The organism is Roseateles sp. P4_D2, assembly GCF_056401875.1.
Genome location: NZ_JBFUIM010000022.1, coordinates 1 through 16,020, shown reverse-complemented (window position 1 = coordinate 16,020; position 16,020 = coordinate 1). Strand labels below are relative to the sequence as shown.

Genomic DNA, 16,020 nt, shown 5'->3' with positions numbered 1-16,020 from the left:
CGCGTCAGAGCGGCAGGTCGCCGGTGCCACGGCCCAGCCACTTCTTGGACAGCGCCTCCAGCTCACCGGCCGCCTTGGCCGCCGCGATGATGTCGTTGACCTTGGCCAGCAGCGCGTCCTCACCCTTGGCGACGCCGACGAAGCACGGGCTGTCCTTGAGCAGCAGCTTGTATTCGGTGTTCAGCCCCGGGTTGCGCTGCATCAGGTTGCCGGCGACGGCGGCGCTGGTGGCCAGCAGCTGGGTCTGGCCGGCGGCAAAGGCGGCGATGGTGGCGTTGTTGTCCTCGAAGCGCTTGTATTCCAGCGTGGCCGGCGCCACCTTGGCCAGCTCCTGGTCCTCCATCGCGCCACGCGTGACGGCCACGCTCTTGCCGCCCAGGTCGGCCCAGGTCTTGATGGGCAGGCTCTTGGCCGCGAACACGGCCTGGTAGAAGGGCGCGTAGGCGGCGCTGAAGTTGATGACCTTCTCGCGCTCGGGGTTCTTGCCCAGCGTCGAGATGACCAGGTCGGCCTTCTTGGTCTGCAGATAGGCAATGCGGTTGGCGCTGGTCACCGGCACCAGCTCCACCTTGACGCCCAGCTTGGCCGCGATGAGCTGGGCCACCGCCACGTCCAGGCCCTGCGGCGCCATGTCGGGGCCGACGAAGCCGTAGGGCGGGTAGTCCGTCGGGATGGCGATCTTGATCGCCTTGCTCTTCGTGATGGTGTCCAGCGCGGTCTGGGCCTGGGCAGCGGCGGCCAACAGGCTCAGGCCGGCGATCAGCGTCAGGCGGCGGGAAAGCGTCAAGGTCATAGCAGGGCTCCTAGGTAGGCGGGTTCGGCGGTGGAGGAAGTCGTGGAAGGCAGCGGCGCGAGGGCTTCGCGCAGCTGCTGCAACGGGTCGTCGTCGGCGGGCAGGCGCAGCGCGGCCTGCACGCTGGACAGGTGCTCGGCCATCAGCGCCTCGGCGCGGGTGCTGTCGCCAGCGGCCAGGGCTTCGACGATGGCGACGTGGTCCTGGCAGGACAGCGCCGCATCGTGGGAGGACTGGTAGCGCATCGCGATCAGCGTCGTGCGCGCCGTGACGTCGCGCAGCGTGTCGGCCAGCAGGCTGTTGCCCAGGCATTCGGCCAGGCAGACATGGAAGTCACCGAGCAGGAAGCTGCGCGTGCCGACGTCGTCGCCGCGCAGCGCCGCCTGTTCCTGCTGCAGATGCTGGTTGAGCCGCGCGATCGCGTCGGCAGGCAGTTGCGGCTGGCCGCGGATCAGGCCCAGTTCGATGACGCGGCGCGCCTCGAAGGCCTCGCGCACCTCGTCCGGCGTCGGCGCGATCAGATACCAGCCGCGCCGCGCGCTGACGGTGACGATGCCGCGCGCCGCCAGCCGCGTCAGCGCCTCGCGCACGATGGTGCGGCTGCAGTCGAACAGCATCGCCAGCTGTTGCTCACCCAGCCGCGCGCCAGGCGCGAGCTTCTGCGCAAGCACCGCTTCGATGATGCGCTGGCTGATGTCGGTGGCCGAGATGCCCATGGCGGGGGCTTCGCAGCTTCCATGCCAGCGCTCATCTGGCTTGTATGCAAGTCATGCGCACAAAACTGGGCCGGCTGAGCGCCTTGTCGCACCGGCGCGGTGCGGAACAGCCCCAATGCGGATCGGGTCGTTCCGCATCGGCTAGCTTCATTCTTTTTGGAAGGCTTGCCATGGACCTGCAACTGAAGAACCGCCTCGCCCTCGTGTCGGGCAGCACGGCCGGCATCGGCCATGCCATCGCACAGTCCCTGGCCGCCGAGGGCGCGCGCGTCATCGTCAATGGCCGCATGCAGCCCGCGGTCGACGCCGCCGTCACGTCGATCAATGCCACCACCGGCCAGGAGGTGTTCGGCTTTGCGGGCGACCTCAGCCAGCCTGACGTGGCCGAGGCGTTGGTGCGCGCGCACCCCGGCATCGAGATCCTGGTCAACAACCTGGGCATCTTCGAAGCCAAGCCTTTCGAGGACATCCCCGACGCCGATTGGCAGCGCTTCTTCGACGTCAACGTGCTCAGCGGCGTGCGCCTGGCGCGGCTGGTGCTGCCGGCGATGAAGGCGGCCAACTGGGGCCGCATCATCTTCATCTCCAGCGAAAGCGCCGTGCAGATCCCGGCGGAGATGATTCACTACGGCATGACCAAGACGGCCCAGCTCGCCGTCTCGCGTGGCCTGGCCGAGTCCCTTGCCGGCACCGGCATCACCGTCAACAGCGTGCTGCCCGGCCCGACGCGCTCGCGCGGCGTCAATGAATTCGTCGAACAAGTCTCCCACGGCAAATCCTTTGCCGAGTTCGAGACCGAGTTCTTCGAGAAGGTCAGGCCGACCTCGCTGATCAAGCGTTTCGGGACGCCCGAGGAAGTGGCGTCCCTGGTGGCCTATGTCGCCAGCCCCCTGGCCTCGGCCACGACGGGGGCGGCGCTGCGGGTGGATGGGGGGACGACGAAGAGTGCGTTTTAGGGAGGCCAGTCCGGCGCTATAGGCTGCTTCAAGCTGGAAGGGGACATGGGACATGCAGGAAACGGAGGCGCATTGAGCGCGGCGCCGAAACCCAACGCCTGAAACGAGCGTGCATGTAGAGCTGCCATCTCGCACCTACTTCGCCTCACGTGGGGCCGCCTGCAACAGCTCCATCAGCTCCTTCTTCCAAAACTTTGCCTGGAAGACCGTGCCGTGGCCCGCAGTCTGGTCGGACGCGGGTATCAGCAGGGCACGGCCGTTCTTCACGCGCTTGATGTCGCGCTCCATCACGCCCAGTTCGGGTGGATTGCGCTCGTCATCGGCTGAATTGATGGCCAACAACGTGGCCGTGATGCGCTCAAGCCCGGCGGCCGGGTTGTAGTCACGTGACGACTCCCATTGGTAGAGCACGTCGTTGGCGTCGGCACTGTAGGCGGCGGCCAAGCGGCTATTGACGAGCTCATCCGCCTTGGCCCGCACCGGTGCGATCTTGTTGAGTGCCTGGTTGCCGCCACTGGTAGCCAGGCCATAGAAAACCGAGGCGAACTGCGCGCTGCGTGGTTGTTTGGTGTAGCCGCCGTTGAGCCAATCGGGGTCGTTGCGGATGAAGTCGATGATGAGGCGCCTGAGCATCCAGTTGCGGCCGGACATCTCCACCGGCAACGAGGCCATGGGTACTGCGGCGTCCATCATGTCGGGGTACTTCTGGGCCAGGAGCCACGTCTCCATACCGCCCATCGAGAAACCCAGCACCAGCCGCAGGTGGCGTATGCCCAAATGCTCGGTCAGCAACCGATGCTGGGCCTCGACCAGATCGTCGTAGTTGTACTTGGGGAAAGCCATCCGAAGCCCATCGGACGGCTTGCTCGATTTGCCGTGCCCGATGGCGTCGGGCAGCACGATGAAGTAGCGGCTGGCATCCAGCGGCTGACCCGCACCGAACAGCTCACCGGCAAAGGCGGCAGCCAGCATGCTGGTGCCCGACTGCGTGGTGCCATGCAGCACCAGGACCGGCTCGCCCGTCGGCGCGCCGACGGTCGTGTAGTGAATGCGAAGCTCGGAAAGCACCTCGCCCGTATGGAAGCGAAAGTCCCGCACCACCCAGTCGCCCTCCTTGACTGCGGGAGCGTCCGCGGCGTCGGCGGACAGAACGGTGAATGCGGTCAGGGCGAGCGTGGCAACACTGATCACCCACTTCAAGCCGACATCGGGAATCATGTTGGGCTCCTCTTGGCATGCGGCACTTGCACCTTGGATTGGGCCCGACTGCGTCCCGGCCAAGGATGCCCCAGCCCTTACTTTGGCCTGCCAGTGGAGCGTGTCTGAAGCGGCAACACGAGCTGGAAAACCCTCCTTGCCGGGCAACCGTGGCGAGGCGCTATCTCAATCGACTCGCATGAAGTCTTCAGCGGCGACCCGTCGCACGAAGTGCGCGGCTTTCGAGATCGTCACGTCTCGCCCGTCGCCGAACTGCCGCGCCGAAATCCCGGGATTGGCGTGCCGGTCGAATGCCCGCCATAGGCGGCGGATCAAACCAGTCAACGCAACACATTCGCTGAGTCTCTCAGCGGGCGTTTGGAAGCCGAGCGTTTTGCGCGGCCTCTCGTTCAATTGTCTGGCGATCGAGTTGAGCTGTAGTTGGGTTAGCCAGAGATGTCGATGCCCTTTGGCAGGTATTCTTTCCATCAACACCCCTGCTGCGCACAAAGACACTTGAGCCCCATGCTCGACTACCAGCTCGTTTGCGAAGTTCGCTACGAACTTGACCCCCATCGACTGGACGAGTTCGCGGACTACGCCCGCACCTGGGTCCGCCTCATCCGCCGCCATGGCGGCGTCCACCACGGCTTCTTCATGCCACGCGAGGCGCCGGCTGGGTCAGCCATGAGCTTCGCGAGCCTGGGCGCCACCGGCCACGCAAACGAAGCCGTCGCCCTGTTCGCCTTCCCTGACGACGACGCCTACCGCCGCTACCGTGAAAGCGTGGCGGCCGACCCTGAAGGGATAGAGGCCAATACGCGGTTCGCGGACCCGCCCTTCAGGAGCTATCGACGATGCTTCCTTGAGCCGGCGAGCGAGTAGGTCTGCCAATCGAAAATGGCCGGGCAGGTCTCAAACCTTGAATCGAGAGAAGAGTCGGCTTCAAGGACCTGCGTGGACACGGCGCAAGCGCCACAACGCGACGCCGAATACGACCAGACCAACTGCCAGCGCTGGCACCAGGGTTACGACGAGGTTGCCGTCCGGCGTGGCCCACGACACAGCACCCGCGGTGACCAAGGCCGCGACAGTCCCGAGCACGATGGCCGGCCATCTGGCTTTCCGACGCTCGCCCTGATTTGCGCTGTTCATGGCTGAGCGAGCGCCTTGGCCAGAATCGGCAGGCTGACGTCCATCCGATAGTCGACCGCCGTATGGTCGTCGCTGAATTCCTCATACACATGCGGCACGTCCATGGCGACAAGCCGCTTGTGCATTCGCCTGGCGCCGTAGACCAGGTTGTATTGGTCGACGTCGCCGCAGTCGATGTACAGGGCCTTGAGCGCGACCAGTCCGCGCCCATGCTCTTCGACAAGGCTCAACGGGTCCCAGGCCATCCAGTTCGCCCAGCGCTCGGGGATCAGCTCGCAGGTGTCGAGCGTCACCGGCAGGCGAACGCCATACGGCACCGAAGGATCCGGGTCGAAGCTCGCGGCCTGAGCCAGCATCATGAGGATGTGCACGTCGCTGTCCTTGACCTTCCTGGCCTGCCAGAAGGCGTCGACCCACGCGCCGATGTCCGGCTGCTTGGCGAGCGCGCGGAGCACCGGAACGAATTCGTGTCGATAGAGAAGCTCGAAGCCCATGTCGCCGGAATGCACGGCTGCCGCACTCCAGAAGTCCGGATGCAGCAGCGCATGGACCATCGCGCCGTAGCCTCCGCTGGACTTGCCGAAGATGCCGCGGCGGCCCAGCCCGCCGCAGCCAAAGCGGGCTTCGACGAACGGCACTGCCTCCGCTCGCAGGAAATCGTCCCAGCGCCCTACCGCGGCCGAGTTCACGTATTGATTGCCGCCGAGGCGCGTGAAGCAGTCCGGGAAGGCCACGACGACGGGCGGCATGGCGCCGGTCGCAATCAAGCGGTCGAGCCGCTCAGGCAGGTTCTCGCCAAAATTCTTCCAGTTGGTGTGCGCCGGCCCGCCCGCGGTGAACCCCACGATATCGACCAGCAGCGGCAGGCCGCGGCCGTCATGCCCCGCCGGAACGTAGACGTCGATGGCGCGCAGCGTGGGGTCGCCGAGCAGATTGCCAGCGAGCACCTGGCTGTCAATTGCCAGGCGATGAACCGCACCGGCGGCCATGTTCGAGGTTGTGCGCATCTTGATCGTCCTACCCAAAGCCGAATTGTTCGCCCGCTGCTGACGTTAGCTGCTCGCCGCCCGAGGATAGTCGCGCGTCGGCAGTCGGCCCACCCCAAAGCCGACACCGGCCAGTGCCCCGCAGCGCGGAATCAATCCGTGTTCTTCGCCAGGCGAGCTGCGAGCTTCATGAGCGTGGGCACACGCTTCCTGCCGTGCATGGCACGCAGTCGCGCCTTGGCTGCGCCAATGTCGATGCCCGCGCACGTCACAAACAGCGGCTGCGTTTCCTCTTCTCGCATGACCTCGAACTGCGCCGACAGGCCCGGCAAGCGCCGCTTCGAAACACCCACGATAGGCACCTTGCCGCCCAGCGCGTGATACAGGTGCTGGCCAAGGCCCGGTGTTTCGTCAGCATCCAGATGGACAAAGCCGTCAACCAGGATGAGCTCCGGTTCCAGGCTGTGCTCGCGCAGCAGTTGCATCACACAGGGCAGCTCTCGCAGGTCGAGTTCTCCTCGCACGGCCTTCTCGACATGGGTGATGCACGAGATGTAAGTCTGCGTCGCTTCCGCGGCATCCCAGGCGTCGAAAGCCACAGCGGCAGCATTCGCCTGCGCGCCATCGAAATGAACAGCCACTACGAGTTTCATGCAGGAGTATGAGCCGCTCTGCGAGTGCCGCCGGCTGAAGCCTCCTGCGTTCGCCCTACGATGCACGGCGTCAGCGTGGCGACGCTGGTAAACGCACGGCCGCAGCCGTCCCTGTGAGGGGTGCAGGCTTCGACACCTGCCACTGACACCTTGCCTTCTTTTATCCCATGCCGCTTCTTCTCATCATCGACATGCAGGTCGGCATGACCTGGCCCCAGTCCGGCGTGCGCAACAACCCGCAGGCCGAGGTGCAGATCGCCCGCCTGCTGGACGCCTGGCGCCGCGCCGGCGCACCCATCGTGCACGTTCGCCACATCTCCCGCACACTCGGATCGCCGTTCTGGCCGGGCCAGCCCGGCGCGGAGTTCCAGCCTGCCCTGGCGCCGCGCGACGACGAGCACGTCGTCGAGAAGAACGTGCCCGATGCCTTCACCCACAGTGGCCTGGAGCGCTGGCTGCATGCGCGCGGCCACCGCTCGCTGGTCATCGTCGGCGTCAGCACCAACAACTCGGTCGAGGCCACCGCACGCAGCGCCGGCAACCTGGGTTTTCAGACCCATGTGGTGGCCGACGCCTGCTTCGCCTTCGACCTTACCGACCTGCGCGGCGTGCACCATGCGGCCGAGGAGGTGCACCAGATGGCGCTGGCCAATCTGCAAAGCGATTACGCCACCGTCATCGACACCGAGGCGGCCGCCGCGCTGCTGGCCCGCTGAACCATGCGCCTCCTGCTTGTCGAAGACGACCTCATGATCGGCGAGAGCCTGCGCGAGGCTTTGCGCCGCCAGGGCTTCGCAGCTGATTGGGTGCGAGATGGCCAGGCCGCCGATGCGGTCTTGTCCAGCGGCGAACGCTTTGACGCCGTGCTGCTGGACCTGGGCCTGCCCAAGCGAGGCGGCATCGACGTGCTGCGCTCGATGCGGGCGCGCGAGGACGCGACGCCGGTCATCGTGCTGACCGCCCGCGACGCGCTGACCGACAAGGTGGCCGGCCTGGACGCCGGTGCCGACGACTACCTCGTCAAACCCTTCGAGCTGGACGAACTGCTCGCCCGATTGCGCGCCGTCACGCGTCGCCATGGCGGCCGCACCGACACGGGCTTGCAGGTCGCCGATTTGCGCCTGGACCCCGCCACCCGCGAGGTCACGCGCGCCGGCAAACCCATCCTGCTGTCGGCCCGCGAGTTCGCGCTGCTGGAGGCGCTGCTGGAGCGGCCCGGCGCCATCGTGTCGCGCGCCCAGCTCGAGGACCGCCTCTACGGCTGGGGCGAGGAGCTGGAGAGCAACGCCATCAGCGTCTACATGCACCAGCTGCGCAAGAAGCTCGGCGCCGACCTGCTGCATACCGTGCGCGGGCTGGGCTACTACGCCGGCCCTGAAAAAGGTGGCGCGCCATGAAGTGGCTGGGCACGCTGCGCGGCCGCCTCTTCGCGCTGTTGGCGGCACTTGGCGCGGTGACGGCCCTGGCCGTAGCCGGCGCCACCTATGTCAGCGTGCGCGCCGAGGCCGACGAGTTGTTCGATTACCAGTTGCGCCAGACGGCGCTGTCGCTGCGCGACCAGGGCCGCATCGCCGGCGACGAGGCCGCGGCGCTGGCCGACCCCAGCCTGGACTACCTCGTGCAGATCTGGTCCGTGCAGGGGCTGGAGATCTATTCCAGCCGGCCGCAGGGCATGACCGAGGCGCTGCCGGCGCGCGCGGTGCTGGGCTTCTCCAACCTGCACCTCGCCGGGCAGGACTGGCGCGTGTTCAGCGCGGCCACGCCGCAGCGCGTCGTGCAGGTCGCCCAGCCGCTGGCCGTGCGCCAGAAGCTCGCCGCACTGGCGGCCCTGCGCAGTGTCGTACCGCTGGCCGTGGCCCTGCCGCTGGTGGCGGCGGCCGTCTGGTGGCTGCTCGGCGTGTCACTCGCGCCACTGGCGCGCGTCACCCGCGCGGCCCAGGCCGGCGGTGCCAACGCGTTGCACCCGCTGCCCACCGCCGGCCTGCCCGGTGAAGTGGCGCCGCTGGTCGACGCCTTCAACGACCTGCTCGGGCGGCTCTCGTCCGCCTTCGACGCCCAGCGCAGCTTTGTCGCCGATGCGGCTCACGAACTGCGCTCGCCGCTGACCGCGCTGAAGCTGCAACTCGGCCTGCTGCGCGATGCGGCACCGGGCGAAGAGCAGGACGCTTCGATTGCTCGCCTGCGCGGTGGCATCGACCGCGCGGTGCACCTCGTCGAGCAGCTGCTGGCCCTGGCCCGCGCCGAGCCCGGTGCCGCGGCGGCCGAGTTGCCGCTGGACCTCGCCGACCTGGCCCGCCAGGCCGTGGCCGATGTGCAGCCGCTGGCCGACAAGGCCGACGTGACGCTGGCCCTGACCGCCCCCGACCCGCTGCTGCTGACCGGCGACCCCCAGGCCCTGCGCGGCGCCCTGCGCAACCTCATCGACAACGCCGTGAAGTACGGCGCCCGAACGGTGCAGGTGAGCGCGCTGCGCGGCTCGCGTGGCGCACCGCTGCTGCGTGTGGACGACGACGGCCCCGGCATCCCGGCCGACCAGCGCGAGCGCGTCTTCGATCGCTTCCAGCGCGGCGAAGGCGCGACGGTTGAAGGCAGCGGGCTGGGTTTGGCCATCGTGCAGGCGGCGGCGCGGCAGCAGGGCGCCAGCATCAGCCTGGACGCATCACCACTCGGCGGGCTGCGTGCGGAGCTGGCCTGGCCGGCCACGTCATGACAACAGCCTGCCGCTGAGCGCCAGCCACACGGTGCGCACCGTGAGGACCGCGAGCGCCATGCTCAGCAGGCCCAGCAGCACGATGGCGATGACCCAGAGCGGCGCGCTGTCGCGGAACTGCGCGTACTTCAACGCTGCGTTGACCAGCGCGGCCAACGGGAAGCCGATCACCCACCAGCCCAGCGAGAGGCTGGCGCCGCGGCGGAACACCTTGGGCACGATGACAACGAACATGAACAGCGCGAAGTAGAAGAGCAGCGCGGCGAAACGGTCGACGCCGCCCACGAGGTTGACGTACGCCAGAAAGCCCACGGCAAAAGGCGCCATCAGGATCATCAGCGACGGCGTCATGGCGGGCGCCAGCGGGTCGCGGTGCACGAGGCGGCTGAAGATCAGCAGGTAGAGCAGCACCGCCAGCACGGCGCCCACGGCACCGGTCATCAGGTTGACCTCCGGCGCCCAGGCCATGGGCATGTGGCTGCCGGTCAGGGGGATGTCCAGCGTGGCCACGCCCGGCATCAGCGAGGCCGGCAGCGCGTGAGACGCGTCCACGCTGCCCTTGAGCAGGCGGGAGGTCGACACCCCTGCGAGGGCGAGCGTTGCCAGCACTCCGACCGTCCAGATAACGCTGGCGGCAGGCGTGCTGTACGGCTCGACAACCGCCGCCACCAGCAGCACCGCGATGACGACGGTGCCGAAGAAGTTGCCGGCCACGGGGTGATGGAACTCCGCGTGCACGGCTTGGCGGTGCCAGGCCAGCTTGGCCAGATAGCCCAGCGACAACAACACGAACACGCCCACGGCAAAGGCGGCTATGGCCTCACCCACCCACGCCGGCACGCCCAGGCTGATGTGCGCCAGCCGCCATGCAAGTGCCAGCCCCGACAGGCCCATGACCGAACCGAACAGGCTGACGGGCAGGTCGCGCACGGAGCTTGCCGGGCGCGTTTCAAAAGTGGGTGAGGCTGGGCCGATGGGTTGGGTTTGCATGATGAGCCTTCTGGCGCAATTTGCTGGTGTCGACATTTTCTGCCAGACTCGTTTGGGCGTCTTCGCCAACGTGCGACGTTTTCTGCCAGTCATCGGACCTTCTCTGCCATCCCCGCCATGCGCGTCGCCATCCTTGCCTTCCCCCGCTTCCAGCTGCTCGACGTCGCCGGGCCTGCCGACGTCTTCGTCGAAGCCTCGCGCCAGCTCAAGGACCCCAGGGCCTACCAGGTACAGCTGATCTCCAGCGAGGCCGGCCTGCTCACCAGCAGCAGCGGCCTGCGCCTGGCCGTGGATGCGACGGTGGCGACGCATCGCGGGCGCATCGACACCCTGCTCGTGGCTGGCAGCCCCACCATCGAAGACATGGCGAGCGACGGGCCATTGCAGGACTGGCTGCGGCGCCAGTCGCGCACGGTGCGGCGCTACGGCTCAGTCTGCACCGGCGCCTTCGTGCTGGCGGCCACGGGTCTGCTCGACGGCAAGCGCGTCGCGACCCACTGGAACGCCGCGGCACGCCTGGCGGCCGCCTACCCCGAGGCCTGCGTCGAGGCGGACGCCATCTACGTGAAGGACGGCAAGCTGTTCACTTCCGCCGGCGTGACCGCGGGCATGGACCTCGCGCTCGCGATGGTGGAGGAAGACCACGGCCGCCACCTCGCGCTGCGCGTGGCGCGCGAGCTGGTGATGTTCCTCAAGCGGCCCGGCGGCCAGAGCCAGTTCAGCGCCCACCTGGCCGCGCAGACGTCCGAGCGATCCAGCGTGCGCGACGTGCAGGACTATGTGCTGGCCCACCTGAAGGCCGACCTTTCAGTGCCCGCGCTGGCCGCGCGCGCCGGCATGAGCGAGCGCAGCTTTGCACGCACCTTCCGCAGCGAGGCCGGCACCACACCCGCGGCCTTTGTCGACCATGCCCGCATCGACGCCGCCCGCCGCCTGGCCGAGGAGTCGGACCTGCCGGCCAAGCGGCTGGCAGATGCGGTGGGGTATGCGAATGCGGACGGCTTCAGGCGGGCGTTTGCGCGGCGGTTGGGGGTCAGCCTGGCGGAGTACCGCAGGCGGTTTGCGAAGTCCTGACCGACGCCAAGGGCGTGCGGCTCAGGACTAAGGAGCTGGCGCCCGCTTTGCAGCGAGTGCCGTCATCCGCGGCAGGTCGCCGGGTTCACGGTCTTGGACAGGAAGCAGTCGTCGAGTCACCTGTCGACATGGCAGCAACGACTGCTTTCGCAGCGGCGAGGGTGCGCCACACGCACCTCACCCCGACATCTCTGCAGCGGAAGCTGCAAGCAACCGTCCGATCGCTCAAGCGTCATCTGGGCATCCCTGAAAGAGCCTTCCTGCCGAAGGCATCAGGGCAGTTCCCGCAAGGACTCCCAGGACTGTTTCAAGTGGTCAATGAACCACCTGCCCGCGGGCCCGGGCGGTTCGGAAGCCGGGTGATACGCGGACATGGTCAACATGAAGCCCGTCCGCGGCATGTCGTCCACATCGAGGACAACCAGGGTGCCGTCAGCGATGTCCTTCTCGACCATGTGCAGTGGCATGCCGCCCCAGCCGACGCAGTCCTTCAGGAAGGCGTACTTGGTCGACAGATCGGCTAGGCGCCAGGTCGACGGCGACACCACGCCGTAGTCGCGTCCTGCCATCAGGTCTGATCGGTCGGTGAGCACCAGCTGGACGTGCTTCGCCAGCTCGCTCCGGGGAATCCGATCTGCCCATGCCGCGAGCGGATGGTTCGCCGCGGCGACCGATACCAGGGGCAATTCGCCCAAGCGCTCGCTCACCAGCGACGGGAACGTCACAGCCGGCAAGGTCGAGAGAATGCCCAAACTGCACCGCCCATCCAGCACGGGCTGGTAAGCCGCTCCCAGGCCCTCCACGAACAGGCGCAACGGCGTAAGAGGGAATTGGCTCGCAAATGCCTTTGCGGCAGCGCTGACGAGCGCAGTGGGGAAGAACACGTCAACCACCACCGAGAGCTCGGTCTCCTGGCCTGCCGCCATCAGCTTGGCTCGGGCCTTCAGCGTGTCCACACCAGACACGATGTTGCGGGCGTCGGCCAGCAGAAGCACACCCTCCGCGGTGAGCTTCGGAAACCGGCCTGAGCGGTCGAAGAGCACCACGCCGATTTGCTGCTCCAACCCGCTGACCCAGCCGCTCACCGCTGACTGCACGCGGTTGAGCTTGCGTGCGGCGGCGGAAAAGCTGCCCTCGTCCACCGCGGCGATGAACGTCCTGAGCTGGTCCAAGGAAACGCCGTCGAGCAATTGAGACTCCTTCCATCTCTTAAACAGATGGATCGAATCTCAATATACCGGCTTCTCAGAATGGAAGCCGGTCTCCATCATTCGTTCCCATGCAGCCATCGCTGCAAAGGATAGGAGGCAGCAGGGACCCATCTCTGTTTTAGCCCCAGTTTCTGCAAGCCACCCTCAAAGGACCCGTCCCATGCGCAAGACCCTCATCGCGGCCGCACTGGCCGCCGCCACCGCACTCGTCGGCACTGCTCACGCGGAAGTCGCCACCTACAGCATCGACCCCACGCACACCTTCGTGACCTTTGAGGTCACCCACTTCGGCACTTCGACCAACCGCGGTCGGTTCGAGAAGAAGGAAGGCACTGTTCAACTCGACAAGGTGGCCAAGACCGGCAAGGTCGAACTGACGCTCGAGATCGGCTCCATCAGCACCGGCACGGCCGCGTTCGACCAGCACCTGCAGAGCGACAACTTCCTCAACGCCGCCGCGTTCCCGACCGCCAAGTTCGTCGCCAGCACGTTCAGCTTCAACGGCGACAAGGTCAGCGAAGTGGCGGGGCAACTCACGCTGCTGGGCAAGACCCTCCCCGTGGTGCTGAAGGCCTCCAACTTCAACTGCTACACGAATCCCATGCTCAAGCGCGAGGTGTGCGGCGGCGACTTCGAGACCACGATTCAGCGCAGCCAATGGGGCATCGGCTGGGGCATCAACTATGGCATCCCCGACACCGTGAAGCTCGCCGTGCAGGTCGAAGCCGTCAAGCAGTAAGCCCGCTGCGAACCATCTCCCTCACCAACTTCGAGACCCTTCATGAAACTCCTTCATCTTGACTCCAGCGCCCTCGGCGCCGCGTCCGTCAGCCGCCAGCTGACTGCTGAAATCGTCGCCCGCCAAAAGGCGCTTCACCTGGACATCCGGGTGACCTATCGGGACCTTGCAGCCGACCCCGCCTTGCACCTCACCGGCGCTCATATGGCCGCGCGCATGGGTGCTACCAGCGACGACGCCACCATCAACGCCGACCTGGTCAAGGGCAACGCCTACATGGACGAACTGCTCGCCGCAGACGTCCTCGTCATCGGCGCACCCATGTACAACCTGTCGATTCCGACGCCGCTCAAGGCCTGGATCGACCGCGTCGCCGTGGCCGGCAAGACCTTCCAGTACACCGCGACCGGGCCGCAAGGGCTGCTCAAGGGCAAGAAGGCCTTCATCGCATCGGCGCGGGGCGGCGTCTACTCAACCGGCAGCCCGGCTGCTGCGCTCGAGCACCAGGAAAGCTACCTCATCGGCCTGCTGGCCTTCCTCGGTGTGACCGACGTGAAGGTCGTGCGCGCCGAAGGCATCGCGTTCGGGCCGGAAGCCAAGGAGGCTGCCATCGCGAAGGCCCTCCAAGACATCGAGGCGATTGCGGCCTGAAGGGCACGCGCTTCGCACATCTCAAACCCCCGTCGAAAGAATCATCATGACCTCCTACTCCATCATCGGTTCCGGCAACGTCGGCACCGCCCTGGCCCGTCACTTCGCCCGCAGCGGCATTTCCGTTCGGATCGCCAACACGCGCGGCCCCGAGTCCATTGCATCGCTTGCCGCTGAACTTGGCGACAAGGTGGTTCCCGTCGCGTTGCAGGACGCTCTTGCGGCCGACGTCGTCATCCTGGCTGTTCCGTTCCGTGCTCACGCAGCGGTCGGCGGAGCCCTCTCGAACTGGTCTGGCAAGGTCGTTGTAGACGCGATGAACACCTACGGCATCTCGCCGGAAGAGTTGAAGGGGCAGGCTTCCACGGACGTGGTGGCTGCCGCTTTCCCAGGCGCGAAGGTGGTCAAGACGCTGAACCAGCTGCCGGCCAAGCTGCTCGCGCAAGACCCTGCGGTCAACGGTGGTCGGCGTGTCATGTTCGTGTCGAGCAACGACGCCGGCGCTGAGGCGGCGATGGCCAAGCTGGTCGCGGACCTGGGCTTCGCGCCGGTCCCTCTGGGCAAGGCGAACGAGGGCGGGCTGCTGATCGGTATGGGCGGGCCGCTGATCCTGCAGAACCTCATCAAGCTGAGCTGACTGCCGCCCACGGGTGGCTCACCCACTGCTCTCTTCGGATTGTTCATGCCCCGTTCCATCATCAGCGTCGCCCGGCTCGGCACCCCCTGGGAAACCATCGACCCGTTTCTCGTCTGCGCCTATCACCTCGACCACTATCCACCTGGGAACGCCGACTTGGGACCGGTTGAGCCACCACCTGCCGATACAGGTGCCGGAAAGCCCTGGCGCATGTACTTCGGGCAGACGGTGCCAGGCTTCCCTGCCCACCCGCATCGCGGCTTCGAGACCATCACCATCGTCCGCCAGGGCGTGGTCGACCACTCGGACTCACTGGGCGCCACAGCCCGGTATGGCGCGGGCGATGTGCAGTGGCTGACTGCGGGGCGTGGTGTCGTGCATGCGGAGATGTTCCCTTTGCTGGACCCCCTCGAGCCGAACACGCTGGAGCTGTTTCAGATATGGCTGAACCTGCCGGCGCGCGACAAGATGGCTGAGCCCAGCTTCAAGATGTTCTGGGCCGAGGACATCCCGAGGCATGTTGAAGCCGGCGTCGACGTCACATGCATCGTCGGCGCCTTGCACGGAGTGCACATGCAACAGCCGCCGTCACCGCCTTCAAGGTCATGGGCGTCAGACCCTAGTTCGGACTTGGCCGTGTGGACGTTGAAGATGGCGCCGGGTGCGAGGTGGCAGTTGCCGGCTGCCTTGGGTAGCGGCACGCGCAGGCAGCTCCTTTTCTTCAAGGGCTCCACGCTGACCATTGACGGTGAGTGCGTCGACGCGCGTTCTGCTATCGAGGTCGACTGCTCCGCCGTGGTCGAGCTTGTAAATGGGTCCAAGGAAGCCGAGGTACTGCTGCTCCAAGGCCGCTCGATTGAAGAACCCGTCGTGCAGCACGGGCCGTTCGTGATGACCACGCTAGACGAAATCCGACGTGCCTACGAAGACTACCGAGACACCCGGTTTGGAGATTGGGCTTGGGGCGTCTACGACCCGAACCATGGCTCGAAGCGGGGAAGGTTCGCTTCAACCGATTGACTTTCGAGGACCGTGGTCAAGCGACTGCTCCCATGGGCGAAGCTGCCGGTCGGTGCCAGCAGCGCTCAACGACCGGTCCGGACGGCTGCTGTCGCTGCTGCATTGGCATGTGAATGACTCAGCTCAGCCTGATGCCGAAGTTCGGCGGACTACTGCTTCGCAGCGACTGCCGTCTTTCGCGGCCAGTAGCCGGCTTCTCGGTCCAGGCCACGAAGCCGTCATCGGCTCACCTGTCGACTTGCCACCTGTGATGACCGCTGTCGCGGGTGAAGCAGCCACCCAGGCGGCCTGGCCGCCGCTCACCGCGCCAACCCGCGACGAATGTCTGCTGCCTGACGGGTCGAACGGGTGATCCCGACCGAGAGCGGAAGTCGGCCTTGGTGAAGTGAACAGCCAGAAAGCTGCCGTTCAACGTTGAACATGAGCGGCGGCTGGAAGCGTGCGAAGCGCGTTGGAAGACGTCCGCTCGGTGGAAGGGTTAGCCATTTAGTGCATACCGCATTACGGCTCTTTGTACGGGCAAGAGGAGCTC

At 66.6% G+C, this 16,020-nt stretch carries 17 protein-coding genes and 1 pseudogene; 10 read left to right on the top strand and 8 right to left on the bottom strand.

Annotated features, from left to right (window positions below):
- Positions 1–4 precede the first annotated feature (4 nt).
- The gene (locus AC1DW0_RS28285; protein WP_056205423.1) at positions 5–793 is read right to left on the bottom strand and encodes a transporter substrate-binding domain-containing protein; all 789 of its coding nucleotides are present in this window, start codon (positions 791–793) and stop codon (positions 5–7) included.
- Positions 790–1,509: a GntR family transcriptional regulator gene (locus AC1DW0_RS28280; RefSeq protein ID WP_056205425.1), complete on the bottom strand. Its 720-nt coding sequence runs from the start codon at positions 1,507–1,509 to the stop codon at positions 790–792. Before AC1DW0_RS28280 ends, AC1DW0_RS28285 begins: the two co-directional genes overlap by 4 nt.
- A 170-nt stretch (positions 1,510–1,679) precedes the next feature.
- Here AC1DW0_RS28280 and AC1DW0_RS28275 point away from each other — a divergent pair, with 170 nt between their 5' ends.
- Positions 1,680–2,465 (top strand): SDR family NAD(P)-dependent oxidoreductase, encoded by a 786-nt coding sequence (locus AC1DW0_RS28275; protein ID WP_457320379.1) that lies wholly within the window; start codon positions 1,680–1,682, stop codon positions 2,463–2,465.
- 135 nt (positions 2,466–2,600) lie between these two features.
- Here AC1DW0_RS28275 and AC1DW0_RS28270 read toward each other — a convergent pair whose 3' ends face one another.
- Together AC1DW0_RS28270 and AC1DW0_RS28265 are read right to left on the bottom strand one after the other, a co-directional pair.
- Positions 2,601–3,683: an alpha/beta fold hydrolase gene (locus AC1DW0_RS28270; protein ID WP_477949364.1), complete on the bottom strand. Its 1,083-nt coding sequence runs from the start codon at positions 3,681–3,683 to the stop codon at positions 2,601–2,603.
- Between the two features lie 315 nt (positions 3,684–3,998).
- Positions 3,999–4,147: pseudogene (locus tag AC1DW0_RS28265) on the bottom strand (IS30 family transposase); the annotation flags it as partial.
- Between the two features lie 40 nt (positions 4,148–4,187).
- Here AC1DW0_RS28265 and AC1DW0_RS28260 point away from each other — a divergent pair.
- Positions 4,188–4,547, top strand: a complete 360-nt coding sequence (locus AC1DW0_RS28260) for an NIPSNAP family protein (protein ID WP_457350489.1) — start codon at positions 4,188–4,190, stop codon at positions 4,545–4,547.
- Positions 4,548–4,813: 266 nt separating this feature from the next.
- Here AC1DW0_RS28260 and AC1DW0_RS28255 read toward each other — a convergent pair whose 3' ends face one another.
- Complete coding sequence (locus AC1DW0_RS28255; RefSeq protein WP_457350491.1) at positions 4,814–5,824, bottom strand: alpha/beta hydrolase; 1,011 nt, start codon at positions 5,822–5,824, stop codon at positions 4,814–4,816.
- Positions 5,825–5,955: 131 nt separating this feature from the next.
- Positions 5,956–6,444, bottom strand: a complete 489-nt coding sequence (locus AC1DW0_RS28250; RefSeq protein ID WP_477949361.1) for an endonuclease V — start codon at positions 6,442–6,444, stop codon at positions 5,956–5,958.
- 179 nt (positions 6,445–6,623) lie between these two features.
- On the opposite strand from AC1DW0_RS28250, the gene AC1DW0_RS28245 reads away from it, so the two are divergent.
- From AC1DW0_RS28245 to AC1DW0_RS28235, 3 genes are read left to right on the top strand one after another with little or no spacing between them, the layout of a single operon-like run.
- The gene (locus AC1DW0_RS28245) at positions 6,624–7,172 is read left to right on the top strand and encodes a cysteine hydrolase family protein (protein WP_457350495.1); all 549 of its coding nucleotides are present in this window, start codon (positions 6,624–6,626) and stop codon (positions 7,170–7,172) included.
- Positions 7,173–7,175: 3 nt separating this feature from the next.
- Positions 7,176–7,853, top strand: a complete 678-nt coding sequence (locus AC1DW0_RS28240; RefSeq protein WP_056205437.1) for a response regulator — start codon at positions 7,176–7,178, stop codon at positions 7,851–7,853.
- Positions 7,850–9,166: an ATP-binding protein gene (locus AC1DW0_RS28235; RefSeq protein WP_457350497.1), complete on the top strand. Its 1,317-nt coding sequence runs from the start codon at positions 7,850–7,852 to the stop codon at positions 9,164–9,166. Before AC1DW0_RS28240 ends, AC1DW0_RS28235 begins: the two co-directional genes overlap by 4 nt.
- Here the strand turns inward: AC1DW0_RS28235 and AC1DW0_RS28230 are convergent.
- On the bottom strand, positions 9,161–10,156 hold the full coding sequence (locus AC1DW0_RS28230) for an SLAC1 anion channel family protein (protein WP_477949358.1): 996 nt from the start codon (positions 10,154–10,156) through the stop codon (positions 9,161–9,163). The genes AC1DW0_RS28235 and AC1DW0_RS28230 overlap by 6 nt on opposite strands.
- A gap of 117 nt (positions 10,157–10,273) precedes the next feature.
- Here AC1DW0_RS28230 and AC1DW0_RS28225 point away from each other — a divergent pair, with 117 nt between their 5' ends.
- Entirely contained in the window at positions 10,274–11,230 is a 957-nt protein-coding gene (locus AC1DW0_RS28225) for a GlxA family transcriptional regulator (RefSeq protein WP_477949356.1), read from the top strand.
- 272 nt (positions 11,231–11,502) lie between these two features.
- On the opposite strand, the gene AC1DW0_RS28220 is transcribed toward AC1DW0_RS28225, so the two are convergent.
- Positions 11,503–12,420, bottom strand: coding sequence for a LysR family transcriptional regulator (locus tag AC1DW0_RS28220; RefSeq protein WP_057295916.1), 918 nt, complete (start codon positions 12,418–12,420; stop codon positions 11,503–11,505).
- Between the two features lie 181 nt (positions 12,421–12,601).
- Here AC1DW0_RS28220 and AC1DW0_RS28215 point away from each other — a divergent pair, with 181 nt between their 5' ends.
- From AC1DW0_RS28215 to AC1DW0_RS28200, 4 genes are read left to right on the top strand one after another with little or no spacing between them, the layout of a single operon-like run.
- A complete protein-coding gene (locus AC1DW0_RS28215) occupies positions 12,602–13,180 on the top strand; it encodes a YceI family protein (protein WP_477949354.1) in 579 nt (192 codons plus the stop codon).
- 42 nt (positions 13,181–13,222) lie between these two features.
- Complete coding sequence (locus AC1DW0_RS28210) at positions 13,223–13,831, top strand: FMN-dependent NADH-azoreductase (RefSeq protein ID WP_477949352.1); 609 nt, start codon at positions 13,223–13,225, stop codon at positions 13,829–13,831.
- A 46-nt stretch (positions 13,832–13,877) separates the two neighbouring features.
- Positions 13,878–14,468 carry an NADPH-dependent F420 reductase gene (locus AC1DW0_RS28205; protein WP_056205448.1) on the top strand — a complete coding sequence of 197 codons (591 nt, stop codon included), beginning with the start codon at positions 13,878–13,880 and terminating at the stop codon, positions 14,466–14,468.
- A gap of 45 nt (positions 14,469–14,513) precedes the next feature.
- Positions 14,514–15,488 carry a pirin family protein gene (locus AC1DW0_RS28200; protein WP_477949350.1) on the top strand — a complete coding sequence of 325 codons (975 nt, stop codon included), beginning with the start codon at positions 14,514–14,516 and terminating at the stop codon, positions 15,486–15,488.
- The last annotated feature ends 532 nt before the right edge of the window (positions 15,489–16,020 follow it).

What these genes read in the sequence shown, in the direction of transcription:
- AC1DW0_RS28285 (WP_056205423.1), bottom strand. Translation starts at nt 793, where the DNA reads ATGACCTTGACGCTTTCCCGCCGCCTGACGCTGATCGCCGGCCTGAGC.
- AC1DW0_RS28280 (WP_056205425.1), bottom strand. Translation starts at nt 1,509, where the DNA reads ATGGGCATCTCGGCCACCGACATCAGCCAGCGCATCATCGAAGCGGTG.
- AC1DW0_RS28275 (WP_457320379.1), top strand. Translation starts at nt 1,680, where the DNA reads ATGGACCTGCAACTGAAGAACCGCCTCGCCCTCGTGTCGGGCAGCACG.
- AC1DW0_RS28270 (WP_477949364.1), bottom strand. Translation starts at nt 3,683, where the DNA reads ATGATTCCCGATGTCGGCTTGAAGTGGGTGATCAGTGTTGCCACGCTC.
- AC1DW0_RS28260 (WP_457350489.1), top strand. Translation starts at nt 4,188, where the DNA reads ATGCTCGACTACCAGCTCGTTTGCGAAGTTCGCTACGAACTTGACCCC.
- AC1DW0_RS28255 (WP_457350491.1), bottom strand. Translation starts at nt 5,824, where the DNA reads ATGCGCACAACCTCGAACATGGCCGCCGGTGCGGTTCATCGCCTGGCA.
- AC1DW0_RS28245 (WP_457350495.1), top strand. Translation starts at nt 6,624, where the DNA reads ATGCCGCTTCTTCTCATCATCGACATGCAGGTCGGCATGACCTGGCCC.
- AC1DW0_RS28240 (WP_056205437.1), top strand. Translation starts at nt 7,176, where the DNA reads ATGCGCCTCCTGCTTGTCGAAGACGACCTCATGATCGGCGAGAGCCTG.
- AC1DW0_RS28235 (WP_457350497.1), top strand. Translation starts at nt 7,850, where the DNA reads ATGAAGTGGCTGGGCACGCTGCGCGGCCGCCTCTTCGCGCTGTTGGCG.
- AC1DW0_RS28230 (WP_477949358.1), bottom strand. Translation starts at nt 10,156, where the DNA reads ATGCAAACCCAACCCATCGGCCCAGCCTCACCCACTTTTGAAACGCGC.
- AC1DW0_RS28225 (WP_477949356.1), top strand. Translation starts at nt 10,274, where the DNA reads ATGCGCGTCGCCATCCTTGCCTTCCCCCGCTTCCAGCTGCTCGACGTC.
- AC1DW0_RS28215 (WP_477949354.1), top strand. Translation starts at nt 12,602, where the DNA reads ATGCGCAAGACCCTCATCGCGGCCGCACTGGCCGCCGCCACCGCACTC.
- AC1DW0_RS28210 (WP_477949352.1), top strand. Translation starts at nt 13,223, where the DNA reads ATGAAACTCCTTCATCTTGACTCCAGCGCCCTCGGCGCCGCGTCCGTC.
- AC1DW0_RS28205 (WP_056205448.1), top strand. Translation starts at nt 13,878, where the DNA reads ATGACCTCCTACTCCATCATCGGTTCCGGCAACGTCGGCACCGCCCTG.
- AC1DW0_RS28200 (WP_477949350.1), top strand. Translation starts at nt 14,514, where the DNA reads ATGCCCCGTTCCATCATCAGCGTCGCCCGGCTCGGCACCCCCTGGGAA.